Here is a 21579-nt window from a genome sequence, read left to right as displayed (position 1 = left end):
TGATGAGGTGAGACGATGCGCAAAAATATAATTGCTGGTAACTGGAAAATGAACAAGGTTTTATCAGAAGCAGATCAATTTATTGAGGAAGTTGCCAAAAAGGTACCGAACAATAACAATGTAGAAGCAATTGTCTGTGCGCCATTTCTCTTTTTGCCATCATTGGTTGAGAAAGCAAAAGGATCAAATGTGAAAATTGGTGCACAAAATATGCATTATGAAGAAAATGGTGCATATACGGGTGAAGTTAGTCCTGTAATGCTGAAGGATGTAGGGGTAACACATGTAGTTATCGGTCATTCAGAACGAAGAGAATATTTTGCAGAGACGAACGAATCTGTAAATAAAAAAACACATGCTGCATTCAAACACGGTCTTATTCCAATTGTCTGTGTTGGTGAAACACTTGAGCAGCGAGAGGCTAATGAAACAATGCATCATGTGGAAACACAGATTACAAAAGCCTTAGTGGACCTTACTGATGATCAAGTTGCAAATACAATAATTGCATATGAGCCTATTTGGGCAATCGGAACTGGTAAAACTGCTTCAAGTGCAGATGCGAATGAAGTATGTACGCATATACGTAATGTAATTAAAAATGTCACAAATGAAGAAATTGCACAAAAGGTAATCATTCAATACGGTGGCAGTGTTAAGCCTGAGAATGTTGAGGAATTACTCGAACAATCCGATATTGATGGGGCATTAGTTGGCGGTGCAAGTCTTAAGGCAGAATCATTTTTAACACTTGTGGAGGCAGGTACGAAATGAGTCAAGATAAATTAGCTGCATTAATTATTCTCGACGGATTTGGAATTCGTGATGAACTAATGGGGAATGCAGTCAAGCAAGCAAATACACCAAATTTTGATCGCTATTGGAACAAGTATCCACATAATCAATTACAGGCAAGCGGTGAAGCAGTTGGACTTCCGGATGGCCAAATGGGCAATTCAGAGGTTGGTCATTTAAACATTGGTGCCGGAAGAATAGTTTATCAAAGTTTAACACGTGTCAATCTATCGATTAAAGAAGGCGACTTTTTTGAAAAAGCTGCGTTTGTAAGATCGATGAAGCATGCAAAAGAGCATAATAAGGCGCTTCACATTTTCGGGTTATTATCTGATGGCGGTGTTCACAGCCACATTAATCACTTGTTTGCTTTGCTGAAACTAGCTAAGGACAATGGATTGGATAGAGTGTTTGTGCATGCTTTCTTAGACGGACGTGATGTTGGGCCACAGACAGCAAAAGGATTTATCAAGCAAACGCAGGATAAAATGAAGGAATATGGTGTAGGTAAATTTGCTACAATATCTGGGCGTTATTATTCAATGGATCGTGATAAACGCTGGGATCGTGTAAAAAAGGCGTACGATGCAATGGTATACGGTGAAGGACCAAGCTACAGGGATCCAATCGAATTAGTCGAGGATTCTTATGAAAATGGTATATATGATGAGTTTGTCATACCTTCCGTAATAACGGATGAAAACGGAAATCCAACTGCAACAATTGAGGATGAGGATTCGATTATCTTCTATAATTTCAGGCCGGATCGTGCAATACAAATATCACGTACATTCGCTAATGATGATTTTCGTGATTTTGATCGTGGTGAAGGTGTTCCTAAAAAGTTGGATTTTGTTATGTTAACTAATTTCAGTGAGTCGGTTGATGGGTATGTTGCCTATGAGCCAGTTAATTTGGATAATACTGTCGGGGAAGTGCTTTCGCAAAACAATATGAATCAATTACGGATTGCCGAGACAGAGAAATACCCACACGTTACGTTTTTTATGAGTGGCGGACGAGAGCAAGAGTTCCCGGGTGAGAAGCGGATATTAATTAATTCGCCTAAAGTGGCAACCTACGACCTAAAGCCGGAAATGAGTGCATTCGATGTTACCGATGCTCTTCTTAAGGAACTTGACACGGGTTCGCAAAATGCAATTATATTAAATTTTGCGAACCCTGACATGGTCGGCCATTCCGGTAAATTAAAACCAACAATTGCTGCCATTGAAGCAGTGGATGAATGTCTAGGAAAAGTTGTTGATAAAATAGTAGAGCTTAATGGATACGCAATTATTACCGCAGATCATGGGAATTCGGATGAAGTGGTTACACTTAAGGGTGATCCAATGACCGCACATACAACAAACCCCGTTCCAGTAATTGTAACAAAAGATAACGTTGAGCTGCGTGATGGTGGAATTTTAGCCGACTTATCACCAACATTACTAGATTTGCTAGATATTAAACAACCGGAAGAAATGACAGGTAAATCATTAATAAAAAAATAAAGGAGAGATTTTTATGCCATACATTACAGATGTTTATGCTCGTGAAGTATTAGATTCCCGCGGTAACCCAACAGTTGAGGTAGAAGTCTTTACCGAATCAGGTGCATTTGGTGCTGCATTGGTTCCAAGCGGTGCATCAACAGGTGAGTACGAGGCAGTTGAATTGCGTGACGGAGACAAGGACCGTTACTTAGGAAAAGGTGTATTGAAGGCAGTACAAAATGTAAATGAAATTATTGGGCCTGAAATAATTGGTGTCGATGTTACACGTCAAAACATTATTGATCGAATCATGATTGATTTAGATGGTACAGAAAACAAAGGCAGTTTGGGAGCAAATGCTATTTTAGGTGTTTCCATGGCCGTAGCTCATGCGGCTGCAAGTTACTTAGAACTGCCATTATACAATTATTTAGGCGGGTTTAATGCAAAGACACTGCCAACACCGATGATGAACATTTTAAATGGCGGTGAACACGCAGATAACAACGTTGATATTCAAGAATTTATGGTAATGCCTGTTGCTGCACCAACATTCCAGGAAGCATTACGTACAGGTGCAGAAATCTTTCATTCATTAAAAAATGTATTGAAATCAAAAGGGTATAATACTGCAGTTGGTGATGAAGGTGGATTTGCACCAAATTTAGGTTCAAACGAAGAAGCATTACAAACTATTGTTGAAGCAATTGAAGCTGCTGGATACAAACCAGGCGTAGAAGTTAAGCTTGCAATGGATGTGGCTTCATCTGAAATTTTTGAAGACGGCAAATACAATCTTAAAGGCGAAGGTGTTGTTCGTACATCAGCTGAAATGGTTGACTGGTATGAAGAAATGGTTAATAAATATCCAATTATTTCAATTGAAGATGGCTTAGACGAAAACGACTGGGAAGGGCATAAACTTCTGACTGATCGTCTTGGTGGCCGTGTACAGCTAGTCGGTGATGATTTATTCGTTACGAACACGAAGAAGCTTGCACAAGGTATTGAGCAAGGTGTTGGAAACTCAATACTGGTAAAAGTGAACCAAATAGGTACATTGACAGAAACCTTCGAGGCAATTGAAATGGCAAAACGTGCTGGATATACTGCAGTTATCTCTCACCGTTCTGGTGAAACGGAAGATGCTACCATTGCTGATATTGCAGTTGCTACAAACGCTGGCCAAATTAAAACAGGTGCACCATCCCGTACAGACCGAGTAGCGAAATACAACCAGTTATTACGCATAGAAGATGAATTAGCTGGCATGGGCGAATATGCTGGATTAAGTGCATTTTATAATTTAAAAAAATAAATAGGGAAAGAATTTTATGCAGAGGCAGGGAAACCTGTCTCTTTTTTTGTGTTACAAAAAATAACTAATGGACTTAACATGAGGAAACACTTTCTAAATATAAGCTTTTCACTCGTAGTCCAGATGAGAGCCCATAAGCAAAGATAAAACTCACTCATAACACAATGAATGCCCATACCAAGTTCAAAATAAAGGATAATCATCAGATCGATAAACTACCATACAAAGCTAAAAATATTGATGAATGTATAAGACAACTTAGCAATGTATAAGTTATAAAGATACAAAATTTTACAAAGAGAGGAGCGATCCATGTTGCAAAAAAAAGTACTGCTCTTTGGTGACATTGGTATTGATGATGTAATTGCCTTAAATTATGGATATTTCAAAGATCAGGTTGATTTAGTAGGCATTGTTGCTGACTATGGCAATGTACCTAGGGAGCGTGCAATTACAAGTGTACATTATTTAACAAATTTGTTTAATATCTCAGAGGAGGAAGTCATCATCATTGGTGGTGCTGAAATTCCGATGACTGGCGAGATACCAACATTTTATCCGGAAATTCATGGAGAATATGGTCTTGGACCTATTATTCCTACTCAGGAATCACAAAATGGTACGTTGGAAAATTTCTTTAAAATTGTTGATATTATAGAGGAATATCAGGATGAATTAATAATCGTAAATATCGGACGGCTAACTTCACTCGCAACAATGTTTATTTTATATCCTGGATTCATGAATAAGGTAAAAAGCTTTTATGTTATGGGTGGCGCCTTCTGGGTTCCTGGCAATATCACACCAGTTTCTGAAGCAAATTTTTATGTTGATCCGATTGCTGCACAGATTGTATTAAGATACGCACATAATGTGACCATTATTCCATTAAATGTAACAGAATATGCAATTGTAACTCCTGAAATGGTAAATTATATTAATAACGCAGGAAGAACAGAAATTATAAAACCGCTTCTGGACTACTATTATGATTTTTATAAATCGAGAAATCCGAATATAGAAGGGAGTCCGGTTCACGATGCCTTAACATTAATGGCAACAGTTCGAGAAGATTTATTTACATTTAATAATCTTCCAGTTCAGATTGTCCAGGCGTTAAATGGAGATGCAAGAGGTCAAAGCATTGCTGATTTAAGACCATATGTGGAAGAAAAAAAAGGCATTAAAAAGACGTATCGAATTGCATTAAAACTTGATTATAAAAAGTTTTATTCTGAATTTATGTCTGTTATGACAGGTGAGGAATTTTAGAGAAAAGTCTATTTTTGCAGCAGCACGATCTGTTATGATAAAGGTAGACTTTTTTATCATGAGGTGAACCACTATCGAACTATTAAAAGCAATTTCTGAACGAAGATCTATCCACGCTTTCACAGGAAAGGAAGTGGACACTGAATTGTTAAAAGAAATCTTTACATATGGATCCTTTGCACCTACGCATTATATGAAAGAGCCTTGGAAGATAAAACTATATCAAAAGGAAGGGAAGTATCTATTTATAAATGCCATCATTGCCAGTTATAAGCGGATAGGAATGCTAAAGGAAAATGATGATCCAAAGACACTGAAGATGATTGATTCTATGAAAAATTTTATGCTGGAAATTCCGCATCATGCATTAGTTTATTTTGCGAAAGAGCGGGACCCTGTTCGATATGAAGAGGAGTATGCATCGGTTTGTGCATTTATTCAGAATGCTCAGCTTGCTGCATGGTCCTATAATGTCGGGATGCTTTGGACAATCACACCCTATATGCACGATCCTGAGTTTGTACGTGAGATTGGCTTGGATAGTAACAATTATAAGGTAGCAGCAGTTCTGCAGATAGGATATCCGAAAAAAACACCACGAAAAAAAGAGAGGACCAATATTGAACAAAAGCTTGAGATTATAGAATGAGGCAACAAGGGGAATACGTACAAATGCCAGAACGGATTTTTAAGTGAAAAGATTGTACAATAAAAACTCGCATAAACGAATAGTTTAAGCGAGTTTTTATTCAAATTATTTTGCTTTCTCCTTAACAAATTCAACAACTTCCTCAGCTGTCGCCATGTTTAAAAGTTTGTCCTTATATGAAGCTAGTTTCCCTTTTGATAATCCTTTAATTTGTGTACGAGCTGGTAATATGGAAGTCGCGCTCATGCTGAATTCGTCCAATCCAAGACTTAACAGAATAGGAATGGCAATTGGATCCCCTGCCATTTCGCCGCACATACCGACCCATTTATCTTTAGCATGTGCAGCTTCTATTACATTGTTAACTAAGTTTAAAATAGCTGGATGATAAGGCTGGTAAAGGTAAGATACCCGCTCGTTCATTCGATCAGCAGCCATAGTGTATTGAATAAGATCGTTTGTTCCAATGCTGAAAAAGTCAACCTCTTTAGCAAATTGCTGTGCAATAACCGCAGTGGACGGGATTTCTACCATGATTCCGACTTCGATATCGTTGGAAACTTCTATTCCTTCCCGGGTTAAATTTTCTTCTTCGTCCAATAGAATTGCTTTTGCTTGACGGAATTCTTCTAATGTTGCAATCATTGGAAACATTATTTTTAAATTTCCATGGACACTTGCCCGCAGCAAGGCACGTAATTGCGTCCTAAAAACAGGTTCATTTTCCAAACAGAAACGGATAGCACGAAAACCTAGGAATGGATTGAGCTCTTTTGGAAGATCCAAATAGCTTAACTCTTTATCACCACCGACATCTAGCGTTCTTACAACAACAGGCTTATCACCCATTTGTTCGAGTACAGATTTGTAGGCATCGTATTGTTCATCTTCTGTAGGTAAATCCGATTTACCCATATACAAAAATTCAGTTCGATAAAGTCCAACGCCTTCACCACCATTATTAAGAACACCATGAACATCATCCGGGGTTCCAATGTTAGCTGCTAATTCCACTTGTTCACCATCTGAAGTTGTTGTTGGTTCGTCCTTCAATTGTGCCCATATATCCTTTTGTTTTCCAAAAGCTATCTGTTTTTCTTTATAGGCCGCAATATCGTCCTCGGAAGGATTGACAATAACGATTCCCTCCAAACCATCTACAATAATCATATCATTTTGATGTACTGTACTTGAGATTTCCTTTGTCCCCACAACTGCTGGAATTTCAAGTGATCTAGCCATTATTGCTGAATGTGAGGTACGGCCGCCAATGTCTGTTGCAAATCCTTTTACAAACTGCCGGTTTAATTGTGCGGTATCAGAAGGTGTTAAATCCTGTGCAATTACAATGACCTCTTCATCAATTAATGCAGGATCAGGAAACGTAACACCAAGAAGATGTGCCAATACGCGTTTAGTGACATCCTGAATATCTGCCGCACGTTCACGCATATATTCATTATCCATCGTTTTAAACATTTCAATGAACATATTTGCAGTGTCCTCAAGTGCTGCCTCTGCCATCATATTTTCTGTTTTAATTTTTTCTTTAATAGGATTAATAAGTTCTGGATCACTTAGAACAAGCAAATGAGCTGAAAAGATCTCGGCATGTTCCTCGCCAATTTCTTTCTTTGCATGTTCCTTGATTTTCTCAAGTTCTTGTTTGGATGTTAGAAGAGCTTTATTTAATCGTTCCACTTCTTCGTTTGGATTATCGACTTTTTTTCTGTCAAACGATAGATTTGGTGTGACAAGTTGGTATGCTTTAGCAATTGCTATACCACTTGATGCTGCGATTCCATTTATATTTGCCATTCTATTAAATCAGCCTTTCGTATTAGTTTTTATTTACCACCTCTTATTTTATACGCTTGTGAAGCAAGGTACAAATAATAAAATTCATTCTGAAGATTTTCTATTTATTTCGTTTACAATCCAATTATAAATAGAGTGGTAAACCTCATCTTTATATGTTTCATTTAATAGTTCATGACGCCCATCTGTAAAAATATGTATCATTATTTTTTCCATACCTGCTTTTTCATACAATTTCGCTGTTTTCCATACCCCTTTTGTGTAATCACCAACTGGATCCATATCACCACTGATTAATAGCAAGGGCAGGTCTTTCCGTATGGTTTCAATACGGTTACTATCTTGAATGTTTATGATTCCTGACATTAAATCGTAAAAGAATCTCGCTGTTGGTACAAAACCACAGTAGGGATCATTCATATAATCCTGAACGGCTTTTTCATTACTGGTTAACCAGTCAAGGGTAGTTTTTCGATTGCCAATTTTTTTATTATACGAGAAGTAGGTAAGAAAATTCATCAAAGTGTTCGGGTTTCTTGGTGGAAAAAGGGAAGATAATTGTTTTCCGGTGAATGTTTTGATTTTCGGAAAATAACCAGTTCCAGATAATAGTATGCCATCAATTTCATTGCTATGGGATTGGATATAATTTCGTCCTAAAAAAGACCCCATACTATGACCGAGCATAAATACAGGTATATTTGGAAAATCAGATTTAATTTTCTTCGTTACTTCAAAAAGGTCCTCGGTTACGATTTGAAAACCATCTTTCTCAGCTAGAAAACCCAGTAATCCCTGCCTTTCCCCAGTCTTCCCATGTCCACGGTGATCGTTGCCATATACAAAAATATCGTGTTTGATTAGAAAACTGGCAAAATCGTTGTACCGCTCAATATGTTCGACCATACCATGGGCCAGCTGCAGGATTGCCTTAGGTTTACGATTTGGTTCAAACCACTTTTTTACATATATATCAGCATCATCACTCATTCTTAGCCAGTACTCATTTTCCACTTTTTTATCACCCGCCTTTAATAAACTTCCTAAGACAATAATAAAATTAATTTCATAAAAGGTCCAAGGTTATGTTATGCGTCCGTATTTTTCAAAAAAATTCACTTGCTAAGTAAAACATAATTGTGCTAAAGTACAAGTAGGTATTTGCACGTTGCAGGAGGTGCTTTAGTAACATGGAAGCTTTGGTACACATATTATTAGTAGTTGATGCAGTTATTATGATTATTCTGGTACTATTACAATCTGGAAAAAGTGAAGGTCTTTCCGGAGCTATTTCAGGTGGTGCTGAACAATTATTTGGTAAACAAAAGGCAAGAGGTGCTGATTTAGTATTACACCGTTCTACGGTGGTTACAGGAATTCTGTTATTTGTTCTAGCATTCTTAAGCGCATATGTTTTACAATAGTAAAAATAATCCTTTGCCAAATTTATGGTAAGGGATTATTTTTTTTGCCATAATATACAAAGGTACAGTCAAGAAGGAGATGCAGCAAAATGAAAATTAAATTACCGGAACCATTTACGTTTGAAGCTGGTCCTCGTGCGGTATTATTACTACATGGGTTTACAGGTCATTCAGCAGATGTACGCATGCTTGGAAGATTTTTAGAGAAAAAGGGTTATACATGCCATGCCCCGATTTACCGAGGCCATGGATTGCCTCCAGAGGAATTGATCAAAGCAAATTCCGCACAGTGGTGGGAGGATGTGCAAAATGCTTTACAACATTTGCATGATCTTGGCTACAAAGAAGTCGCTGTTGCCGGATTATCGCTTGGTGGAGTTTTAGGCTTGAAACTAGCATATTCCGAACGGCTAAAATCAATTATTACGATGTGCTCCCCAATGTTTTTTGACAATGAAAAACAACTAACACAGGGGTTTCGTACATTTGCTAAGGAATTTAAACAATTGGAAGGTAAAGAGGACGAAACGATTGAAAATGAGGTTAATCATTTGCTCGAAAACGCATCAGCCATGTTTCAGCAGCTGGGTGAATTCATTACAGAAGTAAAAAATAATGTCGATACCATATATACACCGGCATTTGTTATACAGGCTGAAAAGGATGAAATGATTAACACAAAAAGTGCGACATACATTTACGAGAACGTTGAATCTGACATAAAGGATATTAAATGGTATGAAGAATCTGGACACGTTATTACATTAGATAAAGAAAAAGAGCAGCTGCATGAGGATATTTATCACTTTTTAGAATCACTGGATTGGGCAGAATAGTAAACTTGATTGATTAAAAATCGTCATAATAGGTAAACAATAGATGTGAAAGAAGGTGAACAAAATGACCGATTATAATAGTAAAGAGAAAATACTTGATTTTTTTAAGGAAAATGGACAAAGGCCCTTGTCTGTTAATGAATTGGAGGAAGTGCTGGATTTTAACAGTGCAGATGAATTTAAAGAACTTGTAAAATCGTTAAACGAATTGGAAGATGCCGGTGAATTAGTTCGTACAAGGAAGAATCGGTTCGGCTTGCCAGAAAAAATGAATTTAATTCGCGGTAAAATCCAGATGCACGCAAAAGGCTTTGCATTTTTGATCCCTGAAGATGAAGACCAAAGAGATGTTTACATACATCACTCCGATCTCGCATCCGCAATGAATAATGATAAAGTGCTGGTTCGGCTGGAAAAGAAAAGTGAGGGTGATATTCGTCCTGAGGGTACCGTTATTCGTATCCTTGAGCGAGCAGTGCACACGGTTGTTGGAACGTTTGAAGATAATCGCTCATTCGGTTTTGTTGTTGCGGATGATAAGCGGATTCCGAATGATATCTTTATACCTAAAGGGATGACAAATGGAGCAGTAAGCGGACATAAAGTAATTGTTTATATAACAAAATATCCAGAAGGGCGTAAGAGTGCAGAAGGAGAGATAATTCAAATTCTTGGACACAAAAACGACCCGGGAATTGACATTATCTCCATTATTTATAAACATGGAATCAAAATCGATTTTCCAGAAGAAGTTTTGGATCAAGCTAAAAATTCTCCAGATACGATCAAGGAGGAAGAAATTGCACAACGGCACGATTTACGTGATGAGGTCATTGTAACGATTGATGGAGCTGATGCGAAAGATCTTGATGATGCCGTGACAGTTAAAGAACTGGAAAACGGTAATTACAAGCTTGGGGTTTATATTGCCGATGTTAGTTATTATGTAAAAGAAGGCACTCCTATGGATAAAGAAGCATTCGAACGAGGGACAAGTGTCTATTTAGTTGATCGGGTAATTCCAATGATTCCACATCGCTTATCAAATGGGATTTGTTCATTAAACCCAAAAGCAGACAGGTTGACCCTTGGCTGTGAAATGGAAATTAATCCAAAAGGTGAAGTGGTTAATCATGAAATTTTTCAAAGTGTCATTAAAACAACGGAAAGAATGACATACAGTGATGTGAATAAAATTTTGGTAGATAAAGATGATACAATTCGCAGCAAATATGAATCGCTTGTACCAATGTTTGAAAAAATGGAGGAATTGGCATCGATTTTAAGAGGAAAGCGTATGGGCCGGGGTGCAATTGATTTTGATTTTAAAGAAGCTAAAGTTTTGGTTGATGAAAACGGAAAAGCAAAAGATGTCGTGCTACGTGAACGGTCGGTTGCAGAGCGCTTAATTGAAGAATTTATGCTGGCAGCAAATGAGACAGTTGCCGAGCACTTTCATTGGATGGATGTACCATTTATACATCGAGTTCATGAAGACCCGGATCATGGAAAATTAGAACACTTTTTCGAATTTCTTGCAGGTCTTGGCTACATTGTAAAAGGCACTGCCAATGAAATACATCCACAGTCATTGCAAAAGGTACTGGAAGAGGCACAAGGCGAACCTGAGGAGATGATCGTATCCAAACTAATGCTACGGTCAATGAAACAGGCAAAATATGACCCGCAAAGTATTGGACACTTTGGTTTGGCGACAGAGTTTTATACACATTTCACATCTCCGATCAGAAGATATCCAGATTTGATTGTCCATCGTTTAATCCGAACATATCTGATTGAAAAACGTATGGATAAACAGACGATCCAGGAATGGAAAGAACGTTTGCCGGAAATTTCACGACACACTTCAGAAATGGAACGAGCGGCAGTTGATGCGGAACGAGATACGGATGACTTGAAGAAAGCAGAATTTATGCAAGATAAAATTGGCGAAGAATTTACTGGTATAATTAGCTCTGTTACTAATTTCGGAATGTTTGTCGAATTGGAAAATACCGTTGAAGGACTCGTTCATGTTAGCACATTAACAGACGATTACTACCATTTTGATGAAAGAAGCTATGCACTGATTGGTGAACGAACCGGAAATATTTATCGTATTGGTGATGAAGTTGAAGTTCGTGTGGATAGTGTAAACATAGATGAACATGCAGTAGATTTTGAAATGGTTAGCAGTAAACGTCCACAGAAAAAAGGTAAAAAGAATAAGAAAAAAATTAAATAATCCATATTTAACTTGAAATATTAAAGGTTAATTCTAACGGGTGGATCCTGCAGAATTAATCTTTTTATTTTGGAAAAATTTTAGTTGCATTCTGTTAGGCAATCGAATAAGATGTACCTATAACTAAAAAAATTTGCCTAAGGAAACTTTGATTAACATGTACAAAAAAGGGGCGCGCGAGGAATGACAGAAGAAGTAATTATTGCATTTCTGTTTACATTGTTTGCAGGGCTGGCAACGGGAATTGGAAGTTTGCTGGCGTTCTTTGCTAAAACAACCAACACAAAGTTCTTATCCTTTGCATTGGGATTTTCAGCTGGTGTTATGATTTACGTTTCGATGGTTGAAATATTTGTTAAAGCGCAGGATGCATTAATTGGAGAGTTAGGTGATAAGGGCGGAAGCTGGTTAACGGCAGGCTCGTTCTTCGCAGGAATGCTGCTGATTGCTTTAATTGATCGGTTTATCCCATCACAATCGAATCCACATGAATTGAAAAAGGTTGAAGATATGAAGAATCCAGGGAAAGTGGTAGATAATCCCGACTTAATGAAGATGGGGATTTTTGCCGCACTTGCCATTGGTATTCACAATTTTCCAGAAGGCATAGCAACATTTGCATCAACCATACAGGATCCTGCATTGGGTTTTGCGATTGCTGTAGCGATAGCAATTCACAATATTCCAGAGGGGATTGCTGTGTCTGTTCCAGTTTATTACGCCACGAATGATAAGAAGAAGGCATTTAAGCTCTCCTTTTTATCAGGTTTAGCAGAACCAGTCGGGGCACTGTTTGCTTTTTTAATTTTAATGCCATTTTTAAATGATGTTGTCTTTGGAGTCATATTTGCGGCTGTTGCTGGAATTATGGTATTTATTTCTTTAGATGAGTTATTACCAGCGGCGAAACGTTACGATGAGGCACATATGTCCATTTATGGTTTAATCGGTGGTATGGTATTGATGGCAATCAGTTTGCTGTTGTTTATTTAGTTTTTGTGATGTTGGCTTAATTAGATAATCTTTGGTAAAATAAGGTTCACGAAGTAGTAGGAGGAACCGGCAATGCCAAAAGGAATCGGAAAAACAATCGCACAAAATAAAAAAGCATCTCATGATTATTTTATTGAAGAGACATATGAAGCAGGCATCGTATTGCAAGGTACGGAAATTAAATCAATCCGAGCTGGCCGGATAAATTTAAAGGATTCACATGCGAGAATTGATAAGGGTGAAGTTAAGCTGATCAATATGCATATCGCAACATATGAGCAAGGTAATCGGTTTAATCACGACCCAACCCGAACACGGAAATTGCTTCTGCACCGTAAAGAAATTGATAAACTGATTGGTCTAACACAGCAGCAAGGCTATGCACTTGTTCCGTTAAAAGTTTATATCAAAAACGGTGTTGCTAAAATACTGATTGGCCTTGGCAAGGGGAAAAAGAAATACGATAAACGAGAAGATTTGAAGCAGAAGCAAATGAAACGGGATATTGATCGGGCAATTAAGGATCGCGATTACAGGTAATAGCTTGTAAATCCTTCCACCTCTTGAATTTAGCGGTATATATGATATAATAGGAAATGTCGTTAGATGATACTTCATCTAAATAATTGCTCGTTAAACCCCGAGCGTTTCTCTTATACGGGGACGTTACGGATTCGACAGGGGTAGATCGAGCTCAGGTTGCGCGTCGAGGTTACGGCTCGTAAAACGTTACTCGCCTAAATATAACTGGCAAAACTAATAATCAACCAGCTTTAGCAGCTGCGTAAGCACTGCTAAGCGATCCTTCCTGCTATCGCCCGTGTGGCAGATAGAAGGGTCTCAAATGAAGCGGGCTATACTGTCATTCGCCGTCTGAGGATGATAGTTGAAACCAATCAGACTAGCTGCCTTTTAAGCCTGTTGGCAGGCCTTTGGGTTAGTGAATGATAATATACCAACTACACGTGTAGAAGCCTGAGTGGCGATATCTCTGGACGTGGGTTCGATTCCCACCGTCTCCACCAATACATATGTTGGTGGTTTTTTTGTTTTGTGATGTAAAGCATAAGCATTCTAAATGGAATGCTTATGCTTTTAGATATGGGACATAGATAATAGAAATTTACTATCATGATAATTAATATTTAGCTTCAGGATGAATAGATAACCTGTGTATCTAAATATTTTCTTGTATTAATTCACCTGATTATAGGCATTCACTTCTAACAAATCAATCAATTCAATTTTAGGATGTTTATCCTGAAACCACTTTAACGAGAAGTCATTTTTAAATAAAACAACGTAATTATCCTCGCGATCTTTAACTAAAATGTTCCGTTCATCAAAAAGTGATTTATCTATCTTGTCATCCTTTAACCAGCGCGGGATGCGTTCCCCAATTGATTCAAACATGACTTCTACATTGTATTCATTTTTCATCCGATGCTGAAAAACCTCATACTGCAGTTCTCCTACAGCACCTAATATATTAAATTCACTGCGGTGGTCTTTATAAAGCTGGATTGCTCCTTCTTGTACAAGCTGCTCAATGCCTTTTCGAAATTGTTTTGCCTTCATAACGTTTTTAGCGGATACTTTTTTGAATAATTCTGGCGGGAATTGTGGTAATTCATCATATTCGAATTGTTTTTTTCCTTCGATTAACGTATCGCCAATCCGATAAACATTCGGATCATAAATACCGATAATATCACCTGCATAAGCTTCTTCCACTGTATCCCTGGACGATGCGACAAATTGCTGGGTTTGAGCAAGCTTGATTGCTTTATTTGTTCTAGCCAATTTTACATTCATGCCACGCTCAAATTTACCAGAACATATACGCAAAAATGCGACCCTGTCACGATGAGCAGGATTCATATTAGCCTGGATTTTAAAAATAAATCCAGAGAAATCAGCACTGTCAGGCTGCACGACTCCTGCGGTTGATTTTCTTGGATTTGGTGCAGGTGCCATAGAAATAAATGTATCAAAAAAAGTTTCAACTCCAAAAGGTGCTAGAGCACTTCCAAAAAACACAGGGGTTTGTTCTCCATTAAGAACCGATTCCGATGAAAATCCATCTCCGGCTTCATCTAATAACAATAGTTCGTCTTCTGCTAATTGGTATGCTTCCTTTGAAACTAACTCCCGATGTTCAGGTTTATCCAAATCGGTATATGATATATATGTTTCTTCCCCATTACCATTAAACTGAACAAATTGCTTATCATTTCGATCAAAAATACCAAGAAATCGTTTCCCCATTCCAGCCGGCCAGTTCATTGGATAGGTCTCAATGTCTAAAACCTCCTCGATTTCTTCTAGTAATTCGAGTGGTTCTCTCCCTTCACGATCCAGTTTATTGATAAACGTAAAAATTGGGATTCCGCGCATTCGGCATACTTTGAATAATTTTTTTGTTTGCGCTTCTATTCCTTTGGTCGCATCAATAATCATTACCACACTATCTACGGCAGTAAGCGTCCGATACGTATCTTCACTGAAATCCTCATGACCGGGTGTATCCAGTATATTTACCTGGTAATCTTTATATGGAAAGTTCATCACACTTGAGGTTACAGAGATACCACGTTGCTTTTCAATTTCCATCCAATCAGATGTTGCATATTTTCCAGACTTTTTTCCTTTAACCGTACCAGCCGAGCGAATTAAATTTCCAAACAAAAGCAGCCGTTCCGTTAACGTTGTTTTACCCGCATCTGGATGCGATATAATAGCAAATGTTTTTCTTTTATTAACTTCTTCATGTAGACTCATAAAAAAATCCCTTTCCTTATTAGTTAGTTTCTATACATTTATGGACAGGTGGGATTTACATTGGAATAATTCTCCTTTTATATGGGATGTTTTTTCTATTACAAATTATATTCTTTTTCCATTGATAAGAAAAACATTTAATTTTTATATCAATTCGGAAAATTACACTTGATATTTTGTTCGTTATACAGTATACTACTCAATAGTAATATAAATACATACAGCTTGGAGTTGTCATTCTTGAGTACCAGAGGGAGAAAAAAGGGAGCAAACGGTGAACGGAGCAGAGAGTTATTACTAGATATTGCAGCGGATGAGTTTGCGCAAAAAGGCTATTATAAAACAAAAATCAGTACTATTGTTCAGAGAGCTGGTGTAACCCAGCCTACATTTTATCTATATTTTAAAAACAAAGAGTCGATTTTTCAGGAATTGGTAGACATGTTTCACGAAAGCCTGTTCGATCTCGTTAGAAATAGCCGGCTTGAATCACAGGTTAATTTAAATAATGTTTCCGATATGATAAAAGCAAAGCTGGTAGCAATTTTTCAGTTTTTCGCCAACCATGCTAATTTAACGAGAATTGGACTTTTTGTTGCTTCAGATGCAGAGGATATGAAAGAAGAGTTATCTAAGCAAATAGCTCAAAACCTTATTTATGAACAAAAAGAGGGCTATTTCCGTAACGAAATTGATATGGATATAGTGGCGGAAAGTTTAACAGGAATTATTGAGCGACTAACCGCGACAAAATTACTTAATGGGTTAAAGGAACCTAAGGAGCTTGCAAATGAAGTAGTCCATTTATTGTTGTATGGAATGTTTATGGGGAATAAAGCAAGTTCTGTATACGAGTAAAAATGCTAGGTTGTGAGAAAAAAACAAAGATTCTTTAAATAATATTTCCTCATTATAAAAATTAAGGGGGCTGATTATAATAATTAAATCGATTGAGGAAATGGATAGACGAGAGCTTCAGGAAGATTGGATTGAACTTATTTTAACTGCTAAACACCTTGGTCTTACTCCTGCTGAGGTCAGAGCATTTTTGGAACAGAATAAAAGCGTGGACAAAATACAACAACAGTGATGAAATGGCGCTTGATAAAATTTTTGGTTTCCCGTGTGTGGAAGCCTTTTTTTGATTTGTTTTGTTGTTAGTCTTCGTAAATAGCGATACAATGTTATTAATGATTTTGAAAGGGGCAATTATTTTGAATACATATCCGAATGTAAATGAAACGAAAGATCTTATTAAACAATTGGTCTCTATACCAAGTCCTTCAGGCTATACAGAAAAGGTCATCCAGCATGTAGAAGATTTTTTAACGAATTTAAATGTAGAAACACAACGGAATCGCAAAGGTGGACTAATTGCGACTTTACCTGGTGAAAACGATAACGAACATAGAATGTTAACTGCTCACGTTGATACACTAGGTGCAATGGTTAAAGAAGTGAAAAGCAACGGACGTCTTCGCCTTGACCTTATAGGTGGATTTAAGTACAACTCAATTGAGGGAGAGTATTGTGAGATTCACACATCAAATGGGGAAATTATTACGGGTACAATTCTAATGCACCAAACCTCTGTCCATGTTTATAAAGATGCTGGTAATGCAAAGCGCGATCAGGAAAATATGGAAGTCCGGATTGATGCAAAGGTTGAAAATGCGGATGCTATTCGTGAACTTGGAATTGAGGTAGGGGATTTTGTTTCATTTGATCCTCGTGTGCAAATATCTGACAATGGGTTCATCAAATCACGTCACTTAGATGATAAAGCAAGTGTTGCTATACTGTTACAGCTTATTAAAAGATTGAAAGAAGAAAACATTACACTGCCATATACAACGCATTTTCTTATTTCAAATAATGAGGAAATTGGCTATGGAGGAAATTCTAATATTACCCCAGAAACCGTTGAATATTTGGCGGTCGATATGGGAGCAATGGGTGATGGACAATCAACTGACGAATATACTGTCTCGATTTGTGTGAAAGATGCAAGCGGTCCTTATCATTATGGATTACGTAAGCACCTTGTTGAGCTTGCAAATGCAAACGGTATTGACTATAAATTGGACATATATCCGTACTATGGTTCTGATGCGTCCGCGGCCATTAGGGCAGGGCACGATATTGTTCACGGACTTATCGGACCGGGAATTGATTCTTCACATGCATTTGAACGAACGCATGAAACGTCATTGGACTACACAGAACAATTATTGTATCACTACATTTTGTCAAAGCTTGTTTCATACTAACAATAAAAAACGAACCTGCCTATCAGGAGGTTCGTTTTCCGCATTACAGGACATAATTAAATATACACACGAAATGAAATAGGCTGCCAATTAATATGAAAATATGAAATATCTCATGGAAGCCCATATGTTTAAACGATAAAAAGTTAGGCTTTACCCCATAAATAATTCCACCAATTGTATATGCTATTCCTCCGAGAATCAATAGAAGCATTCCATTGGTTCCTATTGCAGCGGTAAGGGATGAACTGAAAAGTATGATTATCCAGCCCATTGCAATATATAGGGACGTTGATAACCATCGCGGTGCGCGAAACCAAATTAACTTGTAAACGACTCCAACTAGTGCAAGACACTGTATGATTCCAAACAGAACCCAGCCAGTTACACTATTTAGACTAATGATACATAATGGTGTATACGTACCAGCAATAAGTACAAAAATCATTGAATGATCAATTCTTCTTAGGAAAGCAATAACTTGCTCTTTTGCAATGACCATATGATAGGTGGCAGATGCTGCATACAATAGGATCATGCTTATACCGAAAATAATAACGGCCATAATTGCAAAGGCAGATTCCGTAACTAAAGATGCTTTAATTACCATAGCCAGCAATCCAAAAAATGATAAAATCGCTCCAAACAAATGTGTAAGTCCATTAATAGGTTCACGAATGTACGTATTCAATTTATTAGCACCTTCCCATGTAGTTTTTAATACTATATTAAATGATAAAGGTATGTTATTATATAGTCAAGCGTACTTGAAATAAAAAAATTGGAGTTTTGGCATTGGATAAAATTGAACAACTTATAGCAAACGCACCTATTGATAATCATTTAACACTTGATGACATTCCAGATATTGACTTATATATGGATCAGGTCATTCAATTATTTGAAAAGAAATATGAGGGGCAAAAAAGAAATGCAGATGAAAAAGTTTTAACAAAAACAATGATAAACAATTATGCTAAAGGAAAGTTATTTTTCCCAGTTAACAACAAAAAATATTCAAAAGAACACCTTATATTAATAAGCATAATTTATCAGCTAAAAGGTGCCTTATCAATTAACGATATAAAGCTAACATTGGAAAACTTAAACAAAAAGGTTCCTGAAGCTGAATTTAATATAGAAAAGTTATATAATAGCTATCTTCATCTAGCCGAGGCTAACGCGGTTAAATTTGTTGACGATGTAAAAGAAAATACAAACAAGGTGAAAGAAGAAATAGATAAATTGGACGATAAGGATTCCGTTTATTTGAAACAATTACTATTGATTACCTCTTTAATAAACATGAGCAATTTATATCGGAAGGCAGCTGAAAAAATAGTGGACGAGATAGGAAAAGAACAGGATGCTTGAAAAAAGGAGATCGAATCCCCATTCTAAGCTGTCTACGCAAGGGTTATTTTCTAAATAACACGATAAAATTCAAAAATTATTCAAATAGTTTTTTTATTGCTATTGGGGTTGTTTTTCATAGATCAAGTGCTATACTAGTAACATTCTAATTTCATATAATCATATAATCGCGGGAATATGGCCTGCAAGTTTCTACCGGTTTACCGTAAATAAACCGACTATGAGCAGCGATAAATGGTGAGTAGATATGCCTCTATGGTTAGGTATAATCTTTTCATTCTCTTTCGAATTTCCTTAAAGCTCGGAAAGACGACGCTCCACTCATAGTTAACGTGGAGACGAGGTCTTAGGGCTTTTTTTATTTTCCGGGAAGGAGATACAAATGGAACTTTTAAAACAAAAGATTTTAAGAGAAGGAAAGGTATTGCCAGGAAACGTCCTAAAAGTAGATTCGTTTCTGAACCATCAAATTGATCCTGAATTGATGCAGTGCATCGGTGAGGAATTTGCAGGAAGGTTTGCTGATTTGGGTGTTACAAAGATCTTGACTCTTGAATCGTCAGGTATTGCACCATCGATAATGACAGGATTGAAATTAGGTGTACCTGTAGTATTCTCAAGAAAACGCAAATCACTTACATTAATTGATCATCTATATTCAGCAAAGGTATATTCCTACACAAAAAATGAGACAAGTGAAATTTCAGCATCGAAGGATTACATTACTCGAGACGATGTTGTACTTATAATTGATGACTTTCTAGCCAATGGACAAGCAGTACAGGGACTTTTAAATATAGTTGAACAGGCAGGTGCTTCGTTAGCCGGGGTTGGGATTGTAATTGAAAAAGGTTTCCAAGATGGTGGAAGATTGATCAGGGAACGTGGTATTCATATGGAATCATTAGCAGCTATTGCTTCATTAACAGATGGTAAAGTTACCTTTAAGGAGGAACAGTAAAATGAAAACAGCGGCACTAAGTATTCAGCATGTTCTTGCAATGTATGCAGGTGCGATTTTAGTTCCACTTATTGTTGGCGGAGCATTAGGTTTAACTTCGGAGCAATTGACCTATCTTGTTGGGATAGATATTTTGATGTGTGGTATCGCCACAATTTTACAAGTTGTTAGCAATCGTTTTTTTGGAATTGGTCTTCCGGTTGTTCTCGGCTGTACATTTACAGCTGTTGGTCCAATGATTGCAATTGGTGGTGAATATGGTATTTCAGCAATCTATGGTTCGATTCTTGTTTCAGGTCTATTCGTAATTTTGATAAGCCGTTTCTTTGGTAAATTGGTTCGCTTTTTCCCGCCAGTCGTAACTGGTTCTGTTGTAACCATTATCGGGATTACATTGATTCCTGTTGCCATCAATAATATGGGAGGGGGGCAAGGTGCAAGTGATTTTGGTTCGCTTTCAAATATTTCATTAGCTTTCGGCACATTAATTTTTATAATTGTATTGTATCGATTTTCCAAAGGCTTTATAAGATCTATTTCAATCTTAATTGGCCTGATTGTTGGCACTATAGTTGCAGCGTTCATGGGAAAAGTGAATTTTGCTGCAGTATCTGACGCATCACTATTTCACATGGTCCAACCATTTTATTTTGGAGCACCAACGTTCGAATGGTCAGCTATTTTAACAATGATTTTGGTAGCAATGGTATCATTGGTTGAATCAACTGGTGTTTATTTTGCGCTTGGTGATATAACAGATAGAAAGCTGAATGAAAATGATTTATCTAAAGGTTACCGTGCAGAGGGTATGGCAATTTTGCTTGGTGGGATATTCAACGCATTTCAGTATACTGCCTTTTCCCAAAATGTAGGATTAATCCAAATGACAGGTGTCAAGTCCCGTAAAGTAATTTTTGTTGCAGGTATTATGTTGGTCGGATTAGGATTTATACCAAAAATTGCTGCATTGACAACGATTATTCCAACAGCAGTATTAGGTGGGGCAATGATAGCAATGTTTGGAATGGTAGTTTCCCAAGGGATTAAAATGCTAAGCAATGTAATCTCAGATTCACAGGGTAACTCGATGATTATTGCATGCTCGGTAGGTATGGGACTAGGGGTGACGGTTGTACCTGAATTATTTGCACAGTTCCCATCAAGCATTCAAATTTTAACAAGCAATGGAATCGTAGCAGGCAGTGTAACAGCAATTGTCTTAAATATTGTTTTCAATATGATTCCATCGAGAAAAGCGGTTAGAAATTTGGTTGAGAAGGAAGCATCATAAATTAGTAAACATTGGAATGTTTAATTATTAAAAGTCACAATGTCACACTTTAAAAT

At 37.2% G+C, this 21579-nt stretch carries 20 protein-coding genes, 1 other RNA gene and 1 riboswitch; of the genes, 17 read left to right on the top strand and 4 right to left on the bottom strand.

The window, feature by feature from the left end; genetic code table 11:
* Positions 1 to 15: 15 nt before the first annotated feature.
* From tpiA to IEV74_RS04140, 5 genes are all read left to right on the top strand, one after another.
* Positions 16 to 774, top strand: coding sequence for a triose-phosphate isomerase (tpiA, locus tag IEV74_RS04160; protein WP_188454084.1), 759 nt, complete (start codon positions 16 to 18; stop codon positions 772 to 774).
* The gene (gene gpmI, locus IEV74_RS04155) at positions 771 to 2309 is read left to right on the top strand and encodes a 2,3-bisphosphoglycerate-independent phosphoglycerate mutase (RefSeq protein ID WP_188454083.1); all 1539 of its coding nucleotides are present in this window, start codon (positions 771 to 773) and stop codon (positions 2307 to 2309) included. Before tpiA ends, gpmI begins: the two co-directional genes overlap by 4 nt.
* Before the next feature lie 13 nt (positions 2310 to 2322).
* Positions 2323 to 3609, top strand: coding sequence for a phosphopyruvate hydratase (gene eno, locus IEV74_RS04150; RefSeq protein ID WP_188454082.1), 1287 nt, complete (start codon positions 2323 to 2325; stop codon positions 3607 to 3609).
* Positions 3610 to 3924: 315 nt separating this feature from the next.
* A complete protein-coding gene (locus IEV74_RS04145) occupies positions 3925 to 4881 on the top strand; it encodes a nucleoside hydrolase (RefSeq protein WP_188454296.1) in 957 nt (318 codons plus the stop codon).
* Between the two features lie 73 nt (positions 4882 to 4954).
* Positions 4955 to 5530 (top strand): nitroreductase family protein, encoded by a 576-nt coding sequence (locus IEV74_RS04140; protein WP_188454295.1) that lies wholly within the window; start codon positions 4955 to 4957, stop codon positions 5528 to 5530.
* Positions 5531 to 5635: 105 nt separating this feature from the next.
* Here the strand turns inward: IEV74_RS04140 and ptsP are convergent, their stop codons facing one another.
* Together ptsP and IEV74_RS04130 are read right to left on the bottom strand one after the other, a co-directional pair.
* A complete protein-coding gene (gene ptsP, locus IEV74_RS04135) occupies positions 5636 to 7348 on the bottom strand; it encodes a phosphoenolpyruvate--protein phosphotransferase (RefSeq protein ID WP_188454081.1) in 1713 nt (570 codons plus the stop codon).
* Positions 7349 to 7432: 84 nt separating this feature from the next.
* Positions 7433 to 8362 carry an alpha/beta hydrolase gene (locus IEV74_RS04130; protein ID WP_188454080.1) on the bottom strand — a complete coding sequence of 310 codons (930 nt, stop codon included), beginning with the start codon at positions 8360 to 8362 and terminating at the stop codon, positions 7433 to 7435.
* Between the two features lie 176 nt (positions 8363 to 8538).
* Here IEV74_RS04130 and secG point away from each other — a divergent pair, with 176 nt between their 5' ends.
* From secG to ssrA, 6 genes are all read left to right on the top strand, one after another.
* Positions 8539 to 8772, top strand: coding sequence for a preprotein translocase subunit SecG (gene secG / locus IEV74_RS04125; protein ID WP_188454079.1), 234 nt, complete (start codon positions 8539 to 8541; stop codon positions 8770 to 8772).
* Positions 8773 to 8861: 89 nt separating this feature from the next.
* Positions 8862 to 9608, top strand: coding sequence for an alpha/beta hydrolase (locus tag IEV74_RS04120; protein WP_188454078.1), 747 nt, complete (start codon positions 8862 to 8864; stop codon positions 9606 to 9608).
* 64 nt (positions 9609 to 9672) lie between these two features.
* Positions 9673 to 11853 (top strand): ribonuclease R, encoded by a 2181-nt coding sequence (gene rnr, locus IEV74_RS04115; RefSeq protein ID WP_188454077.1) that lies wholly within the window; start codon positions 9673 to 9675, stop codon positions 11851 to 11853.
* A 183-nt stretch (positions 11854 to 12036) separates the two neighbouring features.
* Complete coding sequence (gene zupT, locus IEV74_RS04110) at positions 12037 to 12846, top strand: zinc transporter ZupT (protein WP_188454076.1); 810 nt, start codon at positions 12037 to 12039, stop codon at positions 12844 to 12846.
* Positions 12847 to 12918: 72 nt separating this feature from the next.
* A complete protein-coding gene (gene smpB, locus IEV74_RS04105; protein ID WP_188454075.1) occupies positions 12919 to 13386 on the top strand; it encodes an SsrA-binding protein SmpB in 468 nt (155 codons plus the stop codon).
* Between the two features lie 119 nt (positions 13387 to 13505).
* Positions 13506 to 13871: a transfer-messenger RNA gene (gene ssrA, locus IEV74_RS04100) on the top strand.
* A gap of 169 nt (positions 13872 to 14040) precedes the next feature.
* Here the strand turns inward: ssrA and IEV74_RS04095 are convergent.
* Complete coding sequence (locus IEV74_RS04095) at positions 14041 to 15627, bottom strand: peptide chain release factor 3 (protein WP_188454074.1); 1587 nt, start codon at positions 15625 to 15627, stop codon at positions 14041 to 14043.
* Positions 15628 to 15867: 240 nt separating this feature from the next.
* Between IEV74_RS04095 and IEV74_RS04090 the strand changes: the two genes are divergently transcribed.
* From IEV74_RS04090 to IEV74_RS04080, 3 genes are all read left to right on the top strand, one after another.
* Complete coding sequence (locus IEV74_RS04090) at positions 15868 to 16485, top strand: TetR/AcrR family transcriptional regulator (protein ID WP_188454073.1); 618 nt, start codon at positions 15868 to 15870, stop codon at positions 16483 to 16485.
* Between the two features lie 100 nt (positions 16486 to 16585).
* Positions 16586 to 16717 (top strand): anti-repressor SinI family protein, encoded by a 132-nt coding sequence (locus tag IEV74_RS04085; RefSeq protein WP_188454072.1) that lies wholly within the window; start codon positions 16586 to 16588, stop codon positions 16715 to 16717.
* A gap of 100 nt (positions 16718 to 16817) precedes the next feature.
* On the top strand, positions 16818 to 17897 hold the full coding sequence (locus IEV74_RS04080) for a M42 family metallopeptidase (protein ID WP_188454294.1): 1080 nt from the start codon (positions 16818 to 16820) through the stop codon (positions 17895 to 17897).
* Between the two features lie 43 nt (positions 17898 to 17940).
* Here the strand turns inward: IEV74_RS04080 and trhA are convergent, their stop codons facing one another.
* Entirely contained in the window at positions 17941 to 18588 is a 648-nt protein-coding gene (trhA, locus tag IEV74_RS04075) for a PAQR family membrane homeostasis protein TrhA (protein WP_188454071.1), read from the bottom strand.
* Between the two features lie 104 nt (positions 18589 to 18692).
* Here trhA and IEV74_RS04070 point away from each other — a divergent pair, with 104 nt between their 5' ends.
* The 3 genes from IEV74_RS04070 (at position 18693) to IEV74_RS04060 (ending at position 21523) form a co-directional block, all read left to right on the top strand.
* Positions 18693 to 19271 carry a DUF1836 domain-containing protein gene (locus IEV74_RS04070; protein ID WP_188454070.1) on the top strand — a complete coding sequence of 193 codons (579 nt, stop codon included), beginning with the start codon at positions 18693 to 18695 and terminating at the stop codon, positions 19269 to 19271.
* A 139-nt stretch (positions 19272 to 19410) separates the two neighbouring features.
* Positions 19411 to 19512: riboswitch (purine riboswitch) on the top strand.
* Positions 19513 to 19653: 141 nt separating this feature from the next.
* Positions 19654 to 20232: a xanthine phosphoribosyltransferase gene (locus IEV74_RS04065; RefSeq protein WP_188454069.1), complete on the top strand. Its 579-nt coding sequence runs from the start codon at positions 19654 to 19656 to the stop codon at positions 20230 to 20232.
* Position 20233: 1 nt separating this feature from the next.
* Entirely contained in the window at positions 20234 to 21523 is a 1290-nt protein-coding gene (locus IEV74_RS04060) for a nucleobase:cation symporter-2 family protein (RefSeq protein WP_188454068.1), read from the top strand.
* Positions 21524 to 21579: the final 56 nt, after the last annotated feature.

The sequence above is a fragment of the Virgibacillus oceani genome, from assembly GCF_014638995.1.
GTDB lineage: Bacteria > Bacillota > Bacilli > Bacillales > Amphibacillaceae > Virgibacillus_E > Virgibacillus_E oceani.
This window is presented reverse-complemented; position numbering and strand designations above follow the sequence as displayed.

Bases quoted from the DNA above. Each gene is read 5' to 3' on its own strand.
- smpB (WP_188454075.1), top strand. From the start codon at position 12,919: ATGCCAAAAGGAATCGGAAAAACAATCGCACAAAATAAAAAAGCATCT.
- gpmI (WP_188454083.1), top strand. From the start codon at position 771: ATGAGTCAAGATAAATTAGCTGCATTAATTATTCTCGACGGATTTGGA.
- ptsP (WP_188454081.1), bottom strand. From the start codon at position 7,348: ATGGCAAATATAAATGGAATCGCAGCATCAAGTGGTATAGCAATTGCT.
- IEV74_RS04060 (WP_188454068.1), top strand. From the start codon at position 20,234: ATGAAAACAGCGGCACTAAGTATTCAGCATGTTCTTGCAATGTATGCA.
- rnr (WP_188454077.1), top strand. From the start codon at position 9,673: ATGACCGATTATAATAGTAAAGAGAAAATACTTGATTTTTTTAAGGAA.
- IEV74_RS04120 (WP_188454078.1), top strand. From the start codon at position 8,862: ATGAAAATTAAATTACCGGAACCATTTACGTTTGAAGCTGGTCCTCGT.
- zupT (WP_188454076.1), top strand. From the start codon at position 12,037: ATGACAGAAGAAGTAATTATTGCATTTCTGTTTACATTGTTTGCAGGG.
- IEV74_RS04065 (WP_188454069.1), top strand. From the start codon at position 19,654: ATGGAACTTTTAAAACAAAAGATTTTAAGAGAAGGAAAGGTATTGCCA.
- secG (WP_188454079.1), top strand. From the start codon at position 8,539: ATGGAAGCTTTGGTACACATATTATTAGTAGTTGATGCAGTTATTATG.
- eno (WP_188454082.1), top strand. From the start codon at position 2,323: ATGCCATACATTACAGATGTTTATGCTCGTGAAGTATTAGATTCCCGC.
- IEV74_RS04080 (WP_188454294.1), top strand. From the start codon at position 16,818: ATGATTTTGAAAGGGGCAATTATTTTGAATACATATCCGAATGTAAAT.
- IEV74_RS04095 (WP_188454074.1), bottom strand. From the start codon at position 15,627: ATGAGTCTACATGAAGAAGTTAATAAAAGAAAAACATTTGCTATTATA.
- tpiA (WP_188454084.1), top strand. From the start codon at position 16: ATGCGCAAAAATATAATTGCTGGTAACTGGAAAATGAACAAGGTTTTA.
- IEV74_RS04085 (WP_188454072.1), top strand. From the start codon at position 16,586: ATGGATAGACGAGAGCTTCAGGAAGATTGGATTGAACTTATTTTAACT.